Genomic DNA, 17634 nt, shown 5'->3' with positions numbered 1-17634 from the left:
GAACCTACACGGTGAAACTGACGGTCACCGACGACAAGGGAGCCACCGGCGTCAAGTCCGCCCCGGTCACCGTCAGCGCGGCGGCGGGCCAGGAATCGGTGCTGATCGCGGCGAAGTCGCCCTGGAGCTGGCGCTATGAAGCAACAGCTCCGCCGACGTCCTGGAAGGCCAAAGGATTCGACGCCGCCGCCTGGAAGTCGGGGCCCGCGGTGCTGGGCTTCGGGTCGACGGGCCTGGGGACCGACGTCGACTTCACCCCCGACTCAACAACCGACAGGCCAGTGACGGCCTACTTCCTGCGGCAGTTCTCCGTTCCCTCAGCGGCCTCGGTGACGAAACTCACCCTGCAGACTGTCGCCGACGACGGTGTGGTGGTCTACGTCAACGGGACCGAGGTCGGCCGGAAGAACCTGCCCACCGGCACCATCTCCCATGGCACCTATGCATCGAGCTCTGTCAGCACCTCGACGGCCAACACGACACCGTTCGTCATCGACGTCCCGGTAGCCCTGCTGGTCGACGGGGTGAACACGGTGGCGGTCGAAACCCACATCAACTACCGGGCCACCCGGGACATGAGCATGGACCTGACGGCGAAGGCGACAATCACGAACTAGGGCCGTAAGCCTGTGGCCCAGTGCCCTGCCCCGTGGCCAAGGCCCTGCGGGGAGGCGTGGCTGACCCGGCGGGGAACGGGCTCCCGGATCCCGGCGGCCCGGCGTCGGCCGCCCCGGCGGCCCGGGCAGGTGGCCGGATCAGCAGCTGGGGTCGTCCGGGAAGCTGATCTCCTCGACCAGCCAGGTGCCGCCGTCACCGCGCACCAGGGACAGGACGTTCAGCGACCGGCTGCGGGCCGAGCCCTCCCTCAGCACCACCCCTTCGTCCGTCACAACCCGAACCTTCGAGGAATCGATGCACGCATTCACTGTCATCCTCGCCGGGGTGGCCGCTCCGTCGTAGGCGACAATCTCGAGCCCGGCGATGGTGGGCACGCCCTCCTGGCGCCAGTTGTTGCTCTCGAATTCGGCCGCCTGGGCGAGGATCGCTCCCTGCGCGGGTCCGACGGCGAGCGCCTTGAGCTCATCGGCGGTCGGAGTCTCTGCCGCCGCGAGGACCGACGCCGTCTTGCCGACGTAGGCCCGCGACACTGTCGACGCTTTCTCCTTTTCGGCCGCCGGCACCGGAACCCGGGCGGAGGCCGCCGGTGCGGGCACTGCGCCGGGGGCGCCGCCACCGGTTTCGGCTTCCGGGGCGGCCGGTGCTTTGGTGGCCGGCTTCGACCCGGCCGGCGCTGTCTTCACCGGAGCTGCCTCTTCCGACGCCTTCTCCCCGGCGCCCCGGGTGGCCTCCGGGCCCGTCCCGGGTGCCTCACTTTCGGTTCCACCGGGGGCGGTGCGCGCAGCGTCGAGGCTGCCGCCCGGCGGGGAGATGATCAGGAAGGCGCACAGCGCAACACCGGCAACGGGGAGCAGGACCCGAAGCGGACGGAAGCGACCCGATGGTTTCTGCAATGACGCCATGGCCAGCCTCCTTGGCGAAGAGAAAAGACGATACAGTGCGAGGGATTCACCCAATATCTTGTCCTAGGGCATCCATCTATGCTCAAGTATCGTACAAAACGGCGCCGCCTGGGGTGGATTCGCCTAGCGATGTGGTAGTGCATTGTCCGGTCGGTCTGAAGGGGGACGGGGTGGCGAAGTTGCCGGGACTGGGGGCGGCGTGAAGGCGGAGCATGCGTCGGAGGCCCGGCGTGCGGCCCGCGGCGGACTCATCAGCGGGTTGGGGGCCGGCACCAGCGCTGTCATGGGCCTGCTGCTTATCCTCGTGCTCGGCCGCTCCTTCGGTGAATATGGGGCCGGCATCGTCCTTCAATCCATCGCGGTGTTCTCGATCGCCCTGGGCATCGCCAGGACGGGCATGGACACAACGAGCGTGTGGATCCTTCCTCGGCTTGCCTCCTCCGCGCCCGAGAGGATCCGCGGGGCGGTTCTGGCGCTGCTCCTGCCGGCTTTCGCCGTCAGCATCGCCTTGACGCTGATGCTTTACTTTCTCCTGCCGCCGCTGACCGAGAACCTCGTGCACCTGCCGCCGGAGGTCGTTGGAGCGGTCCGGACGATAGCCCTGTTCCTGCCGTTCGCGGCGGTGATGATGGTTGCCCTTGCCGCCACCCGGGGGCTGGGGAGCATCCTCCCGTACACGGTGATCGGGGCCGTGGCCGTTCCGGCGGCACGGCCGCTGGCCGTCCTGACGGTCGTCCTGCTGGGTGGTTCCGCCGCAATGGGAGCCCTGGCCTGGGCCCTGCCGCTGCCGGCGGCCATGGCTCTTGCGCTGCTGGTGCTCGCGGGGCGCGTCCGTGAGCATGAGCGGCGTGCGGGGGTAAGCGGCCGCTGGCGCCCCTCGCCGAAGGTCTCCACGGGGGTGCGGCGGTTCGCCCTCCCCCGCTGGTATTCCTCAGGCGTCGAACAGGCAATCGTGTGGTTCGACGTGATCCTCGTCGGCGCCATCGCCGGTGCCGGCGCCGCGGGCATCTACGGAACGGTCAGCAGGTTCGTCACGGCCGGGCTGATCGTCTCGACCGCAATGCGGATGGTGATCTCGCCCCGCTTCAGCGCCCTCCTCGAGGAGCGCAAGGTCGACGCTGTCCAGACCCTTTACTCAACGACCCTGACGTGGATCGTGCTTTTCGGAACGCCGATTTACGGGCTGTTCATGTTCTTCGCCCCCACGGTGCTGAGCTGGTTCGGGCCGGGGTTCTCCGAGGGCGCCACGGCCCTGATCATCCTCTGCGTCGGGGCTATCTGTTTCCTCTTCGGCGGGAACATTGACTCGGTGCTCACCATGAGCGGCCGAAGCGGCTGGATGGCCTTCAACAAGTCCGTGGTGCTTGCCGTCAACATCGCGGCGAACCTCGTCCTCGTGCCCCGGTGGGGCATTCTCGGCGCGGCCTCCGCGTGGGCGTTCAGCATGTTCCTCGATGCGTTGCTTGCCTCGATCGAAACCCGCATCTTCGTCGGCATCCGGTTCGACGCCGTCCGGGTGGCCTACGCGCTGATGGTGGCGGCGGTGAGCGTCGTTCCCGGAAGCCTGCTCGTGCTCTCGCTTCTGGGCAGCTCAACGACCTCGCTCGCGGTGGCAGGACTCATTACGGTGACAATTCTCGCTCTCTGGTGCTGGTTCGATCGGTACAGGCTCAGACTGGATGGACTGCGCCCTGCCGCCCGGAAACCGGCGGCGGCCGGGTCGCGGACGGCCGAGACGAAAGGAGTCTAAGTGGTCACGCTGACGGACATCAAGGACGCTTCCCCCCGATGGCTTAAGGACGTGGGCGATACCCTCACCCGGTCCTATGGCCGGCGGACCGCTGCGGCGCGGCCGGTTCCCGATTTCCTGATCATCGGCACCAAACGCGGCGGAACCACCTCCCTCTTCAATTACCTCCTGATGCATCCCGGCGTCCTCGGGCTTTTTCCCCAGATCCGGGGCAGGAAGAGCACCGACTACTTCTTCAAGGAGTACCACCGGGGCGAGGGCTGGTACCGCTCGCATTTCCACACCGACTCCTACCGCAGGCTCGTGGCCCGGTCGGCGGGACACCGGCCGGTAAGCGGTGAAGCCTCGCCCTACTACCAATGGGATCCCCGGATCGCCGAACGGGTCCGTGCGACGGCCCCCGACGTCCGGGCCATCGCGTTGCTCCGCAACCCCGTCGACCGCGCCTGGTCCCACCATCAGGAACGGGCCGCCAACGGCGTGGAACCGCTCGGGTTCGAAGCGGCGCTGGCCGCCGAGGAGGACCGGCTCGCCGGTGAGCTCGACGCCATGCTGGAGGACCCCGCCTACTACAGCGCGGCCTACGACTTCTACTCCTACCGCAGCCGCGGCCTCTACCTCCCCCAGATCCAGAACTGGCACGCGTCCTTTCCCGAGGGCCAGCTGCTGGTCCTGCGCAGCGAGGACATGTACTCGGATGTTCAGGGAACCTTCGACACCGTGTGCGATTTCCTCGGCCTTCCCCGCTTCGCCCTTCCCTCGACCAAGCCGTTCAATGCGATCACCCGCTCCCGGATTCCACCCAACGCCCGGAAGGAGCTCGAGGATTTCTACATCCGCCCCAACCAGGACCTTGCCGACTATCTCGGCCGGCCCCTCCTCTGGACCTGAGGGGTCCCCGGTGCCCTCGGGATGCCCCGCTCCCGGCCGGAGACGGCGTCCATGACCTCCTGGCAGGAGGTGCTCCACCACCCCGTGCTCCAGCTGCGCGGGCACAGCCTCGACCTGCTTGAGCTCCTTCTCGGCGGGCTGTACGCCCCTGCCGGCGGATACTGCCTTCCCGGCCGGAAACCGGCTTCCTGGCCGGCGGAACCGACGCTGCGGGTTCCTGCCGCGACCGCGCGGGCAGCGCTCGCCCGGGACGGGCTGCTGCTGGCCGACCCCGACGGCACTCCCCTGGCCCGCCTGGCCGTCGACGGAACGGCCGCGGGCGCCGTCGAGGAGGACGTCTATGTCTCCGGCACGCTTGTGCCGCTCCAGCCGGCCGAGCATGGCCCCTTCCGCAGGGTTCGGCTGACCGCGCCCCTTGCCGCACAGGAGGTCCGCGGCGGGGACCGGGCGCCCCTCGTGGTGGCTGCCTTCGCGGGGATCCCGTCGCTGGAGCAGCTGACCCGTGCCCTCGTCAGCGCCCGTGGAGGGAACCTGGTCCTCCTCGCCGTCGCGGACAGCGACACCGCCCGGCAGGAGGGAACGGCCCTGCTGATTGAATCGCTGGAGGCGGTGGCCGCGCACGTGCCCGGCGGCCGCGTCCGGCTCCTTGTGGTTCCCGCCGGCGACGCCGCGCGGCTCCTGGCCCGCCTCGGGGCGGACGTCTTCCTCGACTTCACCCCCGGGCCCCAGGGAGGGTCCCCCGCGGCGGCGGGGACCGGAAACAGTGACGGACGCGGGAGCCCCGCCGGCGCCACCCGCACGAGGGGCCTCGTCGTCCTCTTCACCGGCCTTTCAGGCTCCGGCAAGTCCACCCTGGCGCGGGAGGTCGCCGAACGCCTGCAGCGGGCGGACGGACGGCATACAGAGCTCCTCGACGGCGACGACGTGCGGACCCTGCTCTCCTCAGGGCTCGGTTTCTCGCGTGCGGACCGGGAACTGAATGTGCGGCGCATCGGGTGGGTGGCCGCCCGCGTTGCCGAGGCGGGCGGCATTGCGCTGTGCGCCCCCATCGCGCCCTTCGAGTCCTCGCGCCGCGAAGTCCGCGCCATGGCCTCGGCCTCAAGCGACTTCCTGCTCGTCCACGTGTCAACGCCGCTTGCGGTGTGCGAGGAGCGTGACCGCAAGGGCCTCTACGCCAAGGCCCGCGCAGGACTGATCCCCGAGTTCACGGGCATCTCGTCCCCCTACGAGGAGCCCGGCGACGCCGACGTCGTCGTCGACCTGGCACAGACGGATGTCGCCGAGGCCGCCGCCCGGCTCCTCGACGCCGTGCGGCGCCTTGGTGGAAGAAACCCGGCTGACGCGGGCTGAGCCTACTCCGCTCCGACGATCATGCCGGCACCGACCGTTGCGTTCGTTGCCTCGTCGATGAGGACGAAGCCGCCGGTCGCGCGGTTCCTGCGGTACTCGTCGGCCATCAGCGGAGAGGTCGTCCGGAGGCGGACCCTGCCGATTTCATTGAGCCGCAGATCAACTGCCTCAAGGTTCCGGTGCAGGGTATTGATATTGAGCTCGTACTGCAGCTCCTTGACCAGCGTGCGGGCGGTCCGCGTGGTGTGCTTGATCGCGAGTTTCTGGCCCGGAACCAGGGGGCTGTCGCCCATCCAGCACACCATCGCATCGATGTCCTGGGACACCGAGGGACGGTTGTTGGGCCTGCAGATCATGTCCCCGCGGGAGACATCCAGGTCATCCTCGAGCCGGAGAACAACGGACATTGGGGCGAAGGCCTCCTCGACGGGACCATCCGCCGTCTCAATCCCGGCGATGCGCGTCCCCAGTCCGCTGGGCAGGACAACCACCTCATCCCCCGCCTTGAGGACCCCTCCGGCGACCTGCCCCGCATACCCGCGGTAGTCCTGGTTGCGGTTCTGGTGGGGACGGATGACGTACTGCACGGGGAAACGGACGTCCACGAGGTTCCGGTCGCTGGCGATATGGACGTTCTCGAGATGGTGGAGCAGGGGCGCACCCTGGTACCAGGGCATGTTCGCGGACCGCTCGACGACGTTGTCGCCCTTCAGCGCCGACATTGGGATGACCGTCAGGTCGCTGATCTGCAGCTTTGAGGCGAACTCGACGAACTCGGCGCGGATCGATTCGTACACCTCCTCGGACCAGTCCACCAGGTCCATCTTGTTCACCGCGAGCACGAGGTGGGGAACCTGGAGCAGGGAGACGAGGAAGGCGTGCCGGCGGCTCTGCTCAATCAGTCCCTTGCGGGCATCGGCGAGCACGATACCGACGTCCGCCGTCGATGCCCCCGTGACCATATTGCGGGTGTACTGGATGTGCCCGGGGGTATCAGCGACGATGAACTTGCGCTTCGGCGTAGCGAAATACCGGTACGCGACATCGATGGTGATGCCCTGCTCCCGCTCGGCCCTCAGCCCGTCGGTGAGCAGGGCCAGGTCGGTGTAGTCGTCCCCCCGGTCCCGGCTGGTCCGCTCGATCGCTTCAAGCTGGTCGGTGAAGATGGACTTGGAGTCGTAGAGCATGCGCCCGATCAGCGTGCTCTTTCCATCGTCGACCGACCCTGCCGTGGCAAGGCGCAGGAGATCCATCAGAAGTACCCCTCTTTCTTTCGGTCCTCCATGGCCGCTTCGCTGACCTGGTCATCCCCCCGGGTCGCTCCCCGTTCGGTGAGGCGCGTGCCGGCCACCTCCTCGCGTACCTGCGCCGGCGTTGCGGCATCGGAGGTGACGGCGGCAGTCAGGGTGGCATCGCCCATGGTGCGGTACCGGACGTCGGCCTCGAACACCTCTTCCGAGGGGCGCGGCTGGCAGAAACGGTGGACGGCGAAGAGCATGCCGTTGCGCCTGAACACCGGCCGCCGGCGCGAGTAGTAGAGGGAGGGCACCTCGATGTTTTCCTGCTCTATGTAGCTCCAGATATCGAGTTCCGTCCAGTTGGAGATGGGGAACACCCGGATGCTCTCCCCGACGTGCACGCGCGTGTTGTAGAGGCCCCACACCTCCGGACGCTGGCTCTTGGGGTCCCACTGCCCGAACTCGTCCCGGAAGGAAAAGACGCGCTCCTTGGCCCGCGCCTTCTCCTCATCGCGCCGTGCGCCGCCGAGCAGTGCCGTGAAGCCGTGCTTCTCGGCGGTTTCAAGGAGCACCGCCGTCTGGATCCGGTTCCGCGAACCGTTCGGTTCCTCCCGAACCACTCCCCGGTCGATGGCCTCCTGCACGGATCCGACGACGAGCGTCAGTCCGAGGCGCTTCACCTCCCGGTCCCGGTGCTCGAGCACCTCGTCGAAGTTATGACCGGTATCGATGTGCAGCACGGGGAAAGGGATCCGGGCCGGCGCAAACGCCCTGCGGGCGAGCTCGAGCATCACGATCGAGTCCTTGCCCCCGGAGAACATCAGGGCCGGCCGCTCAAGTTCGGCGGCCACCTCCCGGATGATGAAGATCGCCTCCGCTTCGAGCGTCTTCAGGTGGCTCAGGCTGTACCGCGGAGAACGTTCTGTACGGGCCATCGGATCCTTCTCCTCCCCTGCCGCCGGTTTCATGGCAGTCCTCCTGTTTCGACCCTCAAGTGCCTCAGGGCGGTGAGCAGCGTCCCCGCGAGCTCCGGCCGGCACAGGAGGAGGTCAGGCAGGTAGGGGTCGTCCCGGTTGTAGGTCACGGGCGACCCGTCGATCCGGCTCGCGTGCAGGCCGAGACGGGTCGCGACGGCGACGGGCGCCGCGGAGTCCCACTCGTACTGGCCCCCCGCGTGGACATACGCGTCCGCCTCGCCGCGGACCACTGCGGCGGCCTTGTAGCCTGCCGAGCCCAGGGGAACCAGTTCGCCCCCGACCTCGCGGGCGAGCGCCCCGGCGAAGGACGGAGCGCGGGTCCGGGACACCGCGATCCTCACCGGATGCCCAAAGCGCGGGGGAACGGGCCGGGCTCCGGTGGCAAGCACCACGTCTTCGGCCGGCAGGGCGACAGCACCGGCGGTGAGGCTGCCCCCGTCGGGCCCGGACTCCCACAGGGCAACGTGCACGGCCCAGTCGGGCCGCCCCTCGGAATATTCGCGGGTCCCGTCCAGCGGATCGATGATCCAGACACGGCGGGCTGCGCGCCGGGAGGGGCTGTCCACCGACTCCTCGGACAGCACCGCATCCCCAGGGCGGCAGCGCCCCAGCGCGGCAAGCAGGTATTCGTGGGAGCGCCGGTCCCCGAGGGTTCCGAGCCGTTTGCGCTCCGTACCCTTCCTGCGCTCCGATGCACGGAGCTCGACGAGCAGGCGCCCGGCCCCCGCTGCGAGATCTGCCGCGAGCGCCGAGTCGCTCTGTGCCGCATCGCTCTGTCCCACATCGCTCTGTCCCACATTGTTCTGTGCCGGCATCGGTTCACTTATCTGGTCCATCGTCGTCCCTCCGCCCCTCTCCTGCTGAAAACCCCTGCTAATACGTGCAATGCCTGCTGTTTTTTCCGTGTTGTTCCCGTGCCTGCCGGGCCGGGGATCAATAGGCTCCTACGGGTTGGAAGACCACCTTGAAGGTGCGCCACATCACGAGCAGGTCGCCGGTGACGGACCAGTTCTCGACGTAGTAGAGATCAAGACGGATGCTTTCGTCCCAGTCGAGGTCGGACCGCCCGCTGATCTGCCACAGCCCGGTCAGGCCCGGCTTGATGAAGAGGCGGCGGTGGGCGTGCCCATGGTAGCTCGACACCTCGCTGGGAAGCGGAGGCCGCGGGCCGACCAGCGACATGTCTCCCTTGAGCACGTTGTAGAACTGCGGCAGCTCATCGAGTGAGTACTTCCGGATCCACCGCCCCACGTCCGTGACCCGCGGGTCGTCCTTCATCTTGAACAGGACGCCGTTGCCCTCGTTGTGCTGCCGCAGGTTTTCAAGGTCGGATTCGGCGGAGGTCACCATCGAACGGAACTTGTACATGCGGAACAGCTCCGAGCCGCGGCCTGCGCGGTCCTGTGCGAAGAACACCGGCCCGGGTGAATCAAGCCGGATGAGGACCGCCAGGAGCAGGAACAGCGGGGCCAGGGCGAGAAGCGCGGCGGCCGAGAGGAAGATGTCCATCGCCCGCTTGATGACGTGGCGTCCGCCGGTGAACTGCGGCAGCTCCACGTGCATGAGGGGAAGTCCCTCAACCGGACGCATCCGGATCCGCGGGCCGGCGACGTTGGTCAGGGAGGAGGCGAGCACCAGTTCGGTCGAGGTGCGTTCAAGACGCCACCCGAGTTCCCGGATGTACCTCGTGCCCTTGCGCAGGTGTCCGGCGACGATGACCGCGTCGGCCCCGGTGTGGAGCACGAAGTCCTCGACGTTGCCGAGCCCGCACACGGCCGGCACGAGCTTGTCGCCGACCCGGATCGAGGATTGGCTTCCCTTGCACTCGAGGACCGCCCCCACGACGTCGTACACGGGGCCGGACTTGCGCGCGAGCTGGCCGGCGACGTAGTCAACGTCGTGGCGCCGGCCGACGACGACGACCTTGGAGAGGAAGTGGCCATAGCGCCGCTGCTCGTTAAGCCACAGCCGCCACAGCCACCGGCTCGCCACCAGCAGCACCACCCCTGCCGCGAAGGTGAGCACCAGGAACCGTCGGAAGTGTTCGATGTCGAGGACGACGACCGAGACGGCGAGCGCCCCGAAGGTGGCCGTGCCGGCGTGGAGGACCTTCTTGTACTCGGCGGCACCGACGCCGATCAGGCGTGGATCCCTGGTCCGGAAGAGGTACATCGCGCTCAGCCAGCCGCCGGCACAGCCGAGGAGCAGCCCGAAGGTGATCTTCAGGCCTTCATCCTCAAGCGCCGTTCCGGTGAAGAGACGTCCACAGACCAGGACGACCAGGAGGATCAGGAGCGTATCGGTGACCCGGAGCGACTGCTGGTACCGCCGCCGCCAGGCGATTCCCGAAAGGACCCGGCGCGTGCTGCCCACGGCCGTCCGTGCGGGGAGCGTGCCGATCCTCCCCGGCGACAGGGCGGGGTTCGCCCCGGTCATGCCGCCGCCCCCCGACGGCGGGCCGCCCGGAGGGCGGCAAAGTGGGGAGCCGACGGCGACTGGGGACGAACCTCGGTCTCGGGAGGTTCTAACGCCGCCGGCTCCGCTGAAGGGTGCCCCACCGACGCCGGGGCGGGCCCGGATCCGGTGGTGCAGGTGACCGACGGGGGCGCCGCAGCGCCGCTTCCAAGCGTCGGCCGGAAAGGATGAACTCCTGGTAAAACAGCCTTCGATGTGCGGTGAAAGCCGCAGCAACCACGTCCGCCCATCATGAGACCCTGTTCCTCTAACGTTCACCCCAAGCTTGCTGTTCTTCTTGGATTGAGCCTATGAACAGGCCGCTGCCCCTGCACGAGTAGGGGTTACGCTACTTCGACGGGCACGGGGCGCCGCGGTACTCGGTGGCGGTGGTGGACTACGTGGGCTCGTTGCCTTGAGTACCCACAGGGTGCCGCGCTCCACTCACCTGCGGCCGGGGCGCGGGGATTCCGGAGGTCGGGGACGGGCGGGAGGAGGCCCTCACCGGTCCTGGCTGTGCTGGAGTTCCTCGCGCCGGTTGATTCCGAGTTTCGCGAAGATCCGGTACAGGTGCCCCTCGACGGTGCGCACCGAAACGTTCTGGCGCTCGGCGATGTCCCGGTTGGAGTAGCCCTCGGCGACGAGGGAGACGATGTCCTGCTCCCGCCGGGTCAGGCGGGTGCCGGGGGCGGAGCCGGCCGCCCCGGCCGCGGGCTGGTCCGTGCGCGAGAGCACCGCAGTCAGTCGGGTCTGCGCGCTTCGGGCTTTCTGCCCGGCACCCCGCGAGGTCCACAGCTCGGCCGCGAGCCGGAGGCAGGCTCCGGCGAGGGGGAGGTATCCGGCGTCCTCTGCCGTGGTGGCGGCCTCGCCCAGCCGCACGGGATCCGAATCCCGCGCGGCCGCAGCGAAGGCGTGAAGGACCGCTCCCTCCCGGCCCTCAAAGTATTCGGTCAGGGCGGCGAGGGGCGCGAAGGCCCCTGAATCTCCGAGCCGCGCTGCCTGTTCCAGCGCTGTCGCGGCCACTTCGAGCCTGCCGTCGGCCGCTGCGCCGTCCGCGATCTGCCTCAGCTCAGCCGCCACCCCGTGGGGCTCGCCGAGCAGCGCACCGGCGGCGAGGGCGTAGATCCGTCCGGTGAGCCGCATCTCCCTGCTCCCCCGGTTGGGTACCGTCGTGTATTCGTCGATGAGCGCCTTGGCCCGCGCGGTGTCCGACGCCGCGGCGCAGGCGAAGGCGGCGAGCCCGGTGGCCATGGTGAGCACCTGGGTGACGTCGGATTCCCGGAGCCCCTCCACGGCGAGCAGCAGCCGGTCGCGGGCAGCACCGGTTCGCCCGCTCCTCAGCGCGGCGATGCCCTCGAAGAGATCGGACCAGCCGGCGAAATAGGAGGGATTCCGTGAGGAGTGCCGTGCGTAGTTTTCGAAGACCGCGCGGGCTGAGCTCCACTCCCCCGCATGCACGAGGGACAGGATGTGCCGGGAGGCGACGAACTCCCGGTAGGTCAGCAGCTGGTGATCCTCGGCGTCGATCAGGGCCAGCGCCTCGGCGGTGCAGGCCGCTCCCGACACCGGCCTTCCCGTGGAGGCGAGCAGCTCCCCGAGCAGGGCCAGGGCGCCGGTCCGGGTTTCGGCACTGCCATGCGGGCTCTCCACCGCCTCCCGCAGCGGCCTCTCGAGGCCGTGGAGCTGCCCCTCGAGCAGCAGGACGTAGCAGCGGAGCAGCCGCGCTCCGAGGTGGGAGGTTGCGGCGGCGTCGGTGAGTGCCCGGCTCCTGCCCGTCGACTCGATCGCCTGGATCAGGGAATCCCACTGGTCGATGTCCCGGCGCAGGTCCTCGGATAACTCTCCCAGGCGGAGACGGATGTCGAAGGAAAGGAGGGTTGCTTCCTTCGCGACGAGCAGGTTGGTGCACCGGAGGCGGGCTTCGTCAACGAGCTCCCTGGCATAGCCGAGGTTGCCGCGCGCGATCTGGGCGCGGGCGATTTCGACAAGTGCCCTGCCGCGGAGCCCGGGCGCCGAGACGGCCCGTGCCGCCCTCAGGGCGAAGCCGGGGTCGTTGAGCCGGTTGGCGACAACGGCGGCCCGGAGCAGGCTCGGGTCGTCCGGTGGCACACCGCAGTCGAGGCCCCAGGCCACACTGCGCAGGAATCCTTCGAGCGATTCGGTCCGGGGATCGAGAACCTCGAGGACGGCACGGCGGATGGCCATGCTGCGGGCAGTGGGGACGGAGGTACGGAGGACTTCGCTGTAGAGCGGGTGGCTGAGGGAGACGAGGCGTTCGGGCGCCGGGCCGACGGTGATCAGCTGATCGTCCTGAAGGTTCCGGACGCTGTCGGGATCCGCGCAGCGCGAAAGCGCCTTCAGGGCGATGGGCTCGGCCAGGGCGACGACTTCCAGGGCCGCCAGCTCGGGAGCACTGCGTTGGCGCAGCTGGCTTTGGATCAGGTCCACGAGGCGCAGGTCGACCGAGGGCTGGCCGACCATGCGCCAGACGCCGTTGCGTTCGACAAGGTATCCCTGCCCGCGGCCCTGCGTCAGCAGCGTGAGCAGGAACAGGGGGTTTCCGCCCGTGGCGCCAGCGAGCAGGTTGCTTGTCCCGGTCAGCACATTGCCGCCGAGGACCTGCCGGCACAGTTCGTCCACCGCCGAATCGTCAAGCGGTTCGAGGTCGAACCGCATCAGGAGGCCGTCGCGGCTCAGGGCGAGGAACTCGGCGGGCGGGTGGGGTGCGGCCCTCGACAGGATGAGCAGCCGGGCCCGGCGGGCACTGACGAGCTGTGCCAGCAGGGCGCAGGTGCTCTCGTCGAGCTCGTGCGCATCGTCGACGACGAAGAGCGGGAGCTGCGAGGACCGGCCCCCGGGGGCGGGGAGGTGTTTCATCAGGCTGCGCAGGATGGCCACGGGTGAACCCACCTCTTCGACCGACAGGCCCTGGAGGTACGGGGAGAGGGCACCGAACGGGATGCGGCGCAGGGACGAGCCGCCGGTGATCGGGAAAACCTCGGCCGCCCCTCCGAGCTGCTGCACCACCGCCCGGGCGAGCGCGGTCTTGCCGACCCCGGGTTCACCCACCACCATCGCACCGACGCCTGCCGGGTCGTGGAGCGCGGTGAGAATCCCGTCGATGATTTTCGTCCGTCCGACGAGGGGGACGCCCTCCTGGATTCTCATCATGAATATCGGCTGTCCGTCTACTTGAAAATCAGGGCAAGCTGCTTGCGGCTCGAGAGACCGAGCTTCGTCAGGATCTGGTGAACGTGTCCCTCGACGGTCCGCACCGAGACGTGTTCGGCCTCGGCGATGACTTTATTGGACGCACCGCGGGCCACGAACCGTGCGATCTTCCTTTCCCTCTCGCTGAGGATCGTCCGGCTGCGCGCCGGCCTCCGCCCCGGTGCGGCGGCCCGGCGGAGGATCTGGTCGGCGTAGATGCCGATCATCGCGTCGCCGTCCTCGAGGAACTCGATGGCGCGCTCCGCCGCGTGGGCCGCGAGCCCATCATGCCCGGAATAGAGGGCGGCGCTGGCCGCGTCGAGAAGGACCTCGGAATTCCGTGCGGCGATCCCCTTGCCCAGCAGCTCCAGGACCCGGGCGAGGGGCCCCTCGCAGGTGGCGGCGGCGGCACACAGCCGCTCCACGAGGTCATCGGAGCCAAGCTGCACGGCCTGGGAGAGGAAGAGGAGCTCCTGGCCCTTGTTGCCGGCAGCGGCGTTTGCCTCCGCCCGGGACCGCAGCTTCTCCCGCGCCGCGCCGGGCTCGCCCAGCGCGGCCCCGGCGAGGATCCGGAAGTACTCGGCGCTGTCACGGTAATGCCAGGAGTGCCGCTCGGAGTCCAGGTCGACGGCGTCCAGGTGCTCCCGGGCCGCGGTCAGGTCCCCCCGGAGCGCGAGGACGTAGGCACCGGCGGCCTCCGCGAGGGGCAGCAGTCCGTGCCTGTCGCTGGCCCGCAGCTGGCTGATGGCCGGAACGAGCCGGTCCAGCGCGTCCTGGCTGCGGCCGGCGAAGGCGTGAAGCAGACCTTCGGTGAACTCCGAGGCCGAACCGTCGTAGATGCTTGCGTCGGCGTCCCGTTCAGGGGCCTCGGCCATCGCCAGTGCCTCGTTCCAGTACCCGGCGGCCATCAGCGCGGTAAAGAGGTGCGTTCCGCCGCGCTCGATCTCGAGCGGGTCCCGCTCGGCCCCGACGAGCCGGGCGACAAGGGAACGGGCGGTTTCCACGGCGGCCTCCTGGCGGCCGGCCATGGCCAGGGCCGAGGCGAGCAGTCCCTGGAGCCGAGAGGTCGGCCGGCCGTGCACCGAACGCGCCTCGATCCGTCCGGGGAGGGACTCGGTGAGCCCGGCCGAGCGGCCCTCGAAAAGTTCACGCTCCGCGGCGAAGTCCTCAAGCTGTTCGAGGAGGTCCTGCACCTCCTCGGCGGGGGCGGAGGACAGCCGCGCACCGGCCGCATCGAGCAGCGGAGCCGTCTCGGCGTGCCGCTGGTGGCTGCGCATGGTCAACTCCGCCTTCGTGAGCATCAGCTCCACTTCCAGCCGCAGGCCGACCGGTGGGGCGTCGCCGCCGAGCAGGGGGTCGATGGTGGCCAGGGCGGCGTCGACCCGGCGCTCCAGGGCCAGCGCGCGCGCCGCTTCGAGGACGGTCGCCGGGCCGCCCTCGGCGTCGGGCACCGCTGCGAGGAAGCCCAGCGCCGCCGACGGCTCGGACCGCAGGTTGGCCTCCCGGGCGGCCCCGATCAGCGCCGGGGCCTCAACCGGGATCCCGTTGTCGAGGCTCCACCGAATCAGGGACGCGCGGCTCGGCCCGGGCATGGAGCTGTCGGTGCGCAGGCCGTTCAGCGTTGAGAGTGCGGCGCGTCCCGGCACGGAAACGAGCTGGGAGCGCAGCGACTCGGCCAGCCCCTCGTCGGACACGCGCACCAGAGGAGGACCACCCTGTTCCGCCCAGAGGATGCCCTGCTCCTGCAGAGCGTTGACCGGCTCCGGCGGGAACACCTTGAGCAGCAGGTCCAGGGGAACCGCGCCGACGACGGCGACGGTCTCGAGCAGCGGACGCCGGTCCGGGGAGATCCGCTCGAGCTGGCCGGTGACGCACTCTGTCATCGGCTTGCCGGCCCGGGATCCGTCGCCGCCGCCGGAAACCCAGACCCCGTCGCTCAGGGCGAGGTGCCCCGATTCCACGTCGGCGAGAGTGATCGCCTGAAGGTACCTGGGGTTTCCGCCGCTTGCCTGCCACAGCCCGAGGGCCACCGAGCGGGAGACGGGGTTGCCCAGCGCGGCGGTGAGCAGTTCGGTTGTCTTCTCCAGGTCGAGGGGTTCGACGTCGAGCCGGCGCACGACGTCGTCCTTCCACAGGTTGAATAACTCGAGCGGTGCGCGCTGCATGTCCCCGCAGATGCCCAAAACCCGGACCGATCCCACGCGGACGAGGTGGGCGATGACCATCGCCGAAAAGTCGTCGAAGTCCTCGATATTGTCGAGGACCATCAGGGTGCGGGCGCCTTCGGCGCCGGGATGGAAGCGGCTCTGGAGCGAGCTTAGGAGCAGAAGCGGGTTGGCCGAGGTTTCCTCGTCAAGCTGGGCCAGGACCATGCTGAGCACTCCGTAGGGGGTGTCCGCGATGGCCGCTGAGCCGCGCAGGTAGAGCACCTCGAAATCCCCGGCAAGGTCACTGCTGACCCGGCGGGCGATGAGTGTCTTCCCCACCCCGGCCTGTCCGACGAGGACCACTCCACCACCTGGGGCCTGCACGAGGGCATTCCGGGCATAGTCGATCTCCTCGGAACGCCCCACGAGGGGCCAACTGCTGTCCAGCCCCGTCATGTGCAGCGCCCCATCGCACTTCCCCCGGCCCCAACCGGCAGCCCCGGTTCGAAACCGGGGCTGGTACCACAAGTCACCATTGAGTCCGCCCCACAACGATTGTCTTGGAGCATCACACTACCTCCCCGTGTGAGGAAAGCCACTCAAGCGGCGAACAAGGTTTAATGCTGTAGTGTTCGCACCCGCGCCGCCGGCCCCGCGCGGCGAGGGCCCCGAGCCGCGCCCGCGGGAACGGTTCTCAACCGGCAGGAGCGTGGAATTTCTGCTGGGCGGCAACAAGCCCGGTCCGGATCACGGCCTCGACGGCGTCAGCGGCATCCTCAAGGAGGAAGGGCAGTTCCTTCTTCTCCGCGGTGCCGAAGTCCTTGAGGACGAAGTCGGCGGTGTCCTGCCGGCCGGGAGGACGCCCGACGCCGACCCGGACCCGGAGGTAGTCCTTCGTGCCCAGGGCCCTGCTGATGTCCCGGAGGCCGTTGTGCCCGCCTTCGCCTCCGCCGGCCTTGAGCCGGACCGTATTAAAGGGAATGTCGATCTCGTCGTGCACCGCGAGAACCCGCTCGGTGGGGATTCCGTAGAATTTCGCCAGCGCGGAGACGGGTCCGCCGGAGAGGTTCATATAGGTCAGCGGTTTCATCAGGACCACGCGCGGGCCGCCGGGTCCGAGCCGTCCCTCTAGGGCCACCGCCTGCGTCCGGGTTGACCGGAACCGCCCGCTGAGGCGTGCTGCCAGCAGGTCAAGGACCATCGAACCCACGTTGTGGCGGTTGCCGCTGTAGCCGGGCCCGGGATTCCCGAGCCCGGCTACGAGCCATGCGTCAGTTGGCATGAAGGCCGGCAGGATTAGCTGTTGTCGGCAGCGGGCTCGGCTGCGCCGGCTTCCTCAGCGGGAGCCTCGGTCTCACCGAGGTCCTGGACCGTCGGAGCGGCGAGGTTGACGATGAGCGTGTCGGCGTCGATCAGAAGCCGGGTGCCCGCGGGCAGCTGGATGTCGGAGGCGTGGATGTGCTCGCCGACCTGGCGGCCCTCGATGTTGACGGTGAGGCTTTCGGGCAGGTGGGTTGCCTCGGCCTCGACGAGCACCGTGTTGCTTTCGAGGTTGACGACGACCTCGGGGGCCGCCTCGCCCTCGATGTGGATGGTGACGTCGACTTCGACCTTCTCGCCGCGGCGGACCGTCAGCAGGTCGATGTGCTCGATGATCTGCTTCAGCGGGTTGCGCTGGATGTCCTTGGCGAGGGCCAGGTGCTCGGTGCCGTCGACCTCGAGGGTCAGCAGGGCGTTGGGGGTGCGCACGGCGAGGGTGGTGGCCTTCGCGGGGAGCAGGACGTGGAGCGGATCCCCACCGTGCCCGTAGATCACTGCGGGGATCTTGTTGGCGCGGCGGGCCTGGCGGGCCGCGCCCTTGCCGAATTCGTTGCGTACTTCTGCTGGGAGCTTCTGCTCTGACATGGGGGTTCTCCTCGTGGAACGCTGGATAGCTGGTGCGCCGGTGGCGGGGCCAGCCCGTGGACGTTGCCGGGGCATGAGGAGCGCGTCTAGAAACCGCTCACTGCTGGTGAAAGCACCAGCCGCTGAAAGTCGCTAGCCACCGTCGATCACGGAGTCCGCCCGATTTCTCGGGCCGCTCCCTCGCCTAGGCAT

The 17634-nt window shown here is 69.0% G+C and carries 12 protein-coding genes and 1 pseudogene; 4 read left to right on the top strand and 9 right to left on the bottom strand.

What is annotated here, in order from left to right:
* A pseudogene (locus tag I6N91_RS01755) lies at nucleotides 1–617 on the top strand (hypothetical protein); the annotation flags it as partial.
* 138 nt (nucleotides 618–755) lie between these two features.
* Here I6N91_RS01755 and I6N91_RS01750 read toward each other — a convergent pair.
* Nucleotides 756–1520, bottom strand: coding sequence for a hypothetical protein (locus tag I6N91_RS01750; RefSeq protein WP_198810168.1), 765 nt, complete (start codon nucleotides 1518–1520; stop codon nucleotides 756–758).
* 199 nt (nucleotides 1521–1719) lie between these two features.
* On the opposite strand from I6N91_RS01750, the gene I6N91_RS01745 reads away from it, so the two are divergent.
* The 3 genes from I6N91_RS01745 to cysC are packed head-to-tail and all read left to right on the top strand — an operon-like array spanning nucleotide 1720 to nucleotide 5511.
* Nucleotides 1720–3270, top strand: a complete 1551-nt coding sequence (locus I6N91_RS01745) for a polysaccharide biosynthesis C-terminal domain-containing protein (protein ID WP_198810167.1) — start codon at nucleotides 1720–1722, stop codon at nucleotides 3268–3270.
* Nucleotides 3271–4161: a sulfotransferase domain-containing protein gene (locus I6N91_RS01740; RefSeq protein ID WP_198810166.1), complete on the top strand. Its 891-nt coding sequence runs from the start codon at nucleotides 3271–3273 to the stop codon at nucleotides 4159–4161. It abuts the gene before it with no gap.
* A gap of 51 nt (nucleotides 4162–4212) precedes the next feature.
* Nucleotides 4213–5511 carry an adenylyl-sulfate kinase gene (gene cysC, locus I6N91_RS01735; RefSeq protein ID WP_198810165.1) on the top strand — a complete coding sequence of 433 codons (1299 nt, stop codon included), beginning with the start codon at nucleotides 4213–4215 and terminating at the stop codon, nucleotides 5509–5511.
* A gap of 2 nt (nucleotides 5512–5513) precedes the next feature.
* Here cysC and I6N91_RS01730 read toward each other — a convergent pair whose 3' ends face one another.
* The 8 genes from I6N91_RS01730 to I6N91_RS01695 form a co-directional block, all read right to left on the bottom strand.
* The gene (locus I6N91_RS01730; RefSeq protein ID WP_198810164.1) at nucleotides 5514–6764 is read right to left on the bottom strand and encodes a sulfate adenylyltransferase subunit 1; all 1251 of its coding nucleotides are present in this window, start codon (nucleotides 6762–6764) and stop codon (nucleotides 5514–5516) included.
* Nucleotides 6764–7684: a sulfate adenylyltransferase subunit CysD gene (gene cysD / locus I6N91_RS01725; RefSeq protein ID WP_198810220.1), complete on the bottom strand. Its 921-nt coding sequence runs from the start codon at nucleotides 7682–7684 to the stop codon at nucleotides 6764–6766. The genes I6N91_RS01730 and cysD overlap by 1 nt, the downstream gene beginning before the upstream one ends.
* 29 nt (nucleotides 7685–7713) lie before the next feature.
* Nucleotides 7714–8562 carry a 3'(2'),5'-bisphosphate nucleotidase CysQ gene (locus I6N91_RS01720; protein WP_233091304.1) on the bottom strand — a complete coding sequence of 283 codons (849 nt, stop codon included), beginning with the start codon at nucleotides 8560–8562 and terminating at the stop codon, nucleotides 7714–7716.
* 97 nt (nucleotides 8563–8659) lie between these two features.
* Nucleotides 8660–10162 carry a sugar transferase gene (locus tag I6N91_RS01715; protein WP_198810163.1) on the bottom strand — a complete coding sequence of 501 codons (1503 nt, stop codon included), beginning with the start codon at nucleotides 10160–10162 and terminating at the stop codon, nucleotides 8660–8662.
* Between the two features lie 519 nt (nucleotides 10163–10681).
* Nucleotides 10682–13351, bottom strand: coding sequence for a LuxR family transcriptional regulator (locus tag I6N91_RS01710; protein WP_198810162.1), 2670 nt, complete (start codon nucleotides 13349–13351; stop codon nucleotides 10682–10684).
* Nucleotides 13352–13368: 17 nt separating this feature from the next.
* Nucleotides 13369–15993: a LuxR C-terminal-related transcriptional regulator gene (locus I6N91_RS01705; protein WP_198810161.1), complete on the bottom strand. Its 2625-nt coding sequence runs from the start codon at nucleotides 15991–15993 to the stop codon at nucleotides 13369–13371.
* Between the two features lie 238 nt (nucleotides 15994–16231).
* Entirely contained in the window at nucleotides 16232–16819 is a 588-nt protein-coding gene (gene pth / locus I6N91_RS01700) for an aminoacyl-tRNA hydrolase (protein WP_198810160.1), read from the bottom strand.
* Nucleotides 16820–16833: 14 nt separating this feature from the next.
* A complete protein-coding gene (locus I6N91_RS01695) occupies nucleotides 16834–17442 on the bottom strand; it encodes a 50S ribosomal protein L25/general stress protein Ctc (RefSeq protein WP_198810159.1) in 609 nt (202 codons plus the stop codon).
* Between the last annotated feature and the right edge of the window lie 192 nt (nucleotides 17443–17634).

This window comes from Arthrobacter sp. MSA 4-2 (assembly GCF_016405885.1).
Lineage (GTDB): Bacteria > Actinomycetota > Actinomycetes > Actinomycetales > Micrococcaceae > Arthrobacter_D.
This window is presented reverse-complemented; position numbering and strand designations above follow the sequence as displayed.

What these genes read in the sequence shown, in the direction of transcription:
- cysD (WP_198810220.1), bottom strand. Translation starts at nt 7,684, where the DNA reads ATGGCCCGTACAGAACGTTCTCCGCGGTACAGCCTGAGCCACCTGAAG.
- I6N91_RS01720 (WP_233091304.1), bottom strand. Translation starts at nt 8,562, where the DNA reads ATGGACCAGATAAGTGAACCGATGCCGGCACAGAACAATGTGGGACAG.
- cysC (WP_198810165.1), top strand. Translation starts at nt 4,213, where the DNA reads ATGACCTCCTGGCAGGAGGTGCTCCACCACCCCGTGCTCCAGCTGCGC.
- pth (WP_198810160.1), bottom strand. Translation starts at nt 16,819, where the DNA reads ATGCCAACTGACGCATGGCTCGTAGCCGGGCTCGGGAATCCCGGGCCC.
- I6N91_RS01750 (WP_198810168.1), bottom strand. Translation starts at nt 1,520, where the DNA reads ATGGCGTCATTGCAGAAACCATCGGGTCGCTTCCGTCCGCTTCGGGTC.
- I6N91_RS01730 (WP_198810164.1), bottom strand. Translation starts at nt 6,764, where the DNA reads ATGGATCTCCTGCGCCTTGCCACGGCAGGGTCGGTCGACGATGGAAAG.
- I6N91_RS01710 (WP_198810162.1), bottom strand. Translation starts at nt 13,351, where the DNA reads ATGATGAGAATCCAGGAGGGCGTCCCCCTCGTCGGACGGACGAAAATC.
- I6N91_RS01695 (WP_198810159.1), bottom strand. Translation starts at nt 17,442, where the DNA reads ATGTCAGAGCAGAAGCTCCCAGCAGAAGTACGCAACGAATTCGGCAAG.
- I6N91_RS01715 (WP_198810163.1), bottom strand. Translation starts at nt 10,162, where the DNA reads ATGACCGGGGCGAACCCCGCCCTGTCGCCGGGGAGGATCGGCACGCTC.
- I6N91_RS01705 (WP_198810161.1), bottom strand. Translation starts at nt 15,993, where the DNA reads ATGACGGGGCTGGACAGCAGTTGGCCCCTCGTGGGGCGTTCCGAGGAG.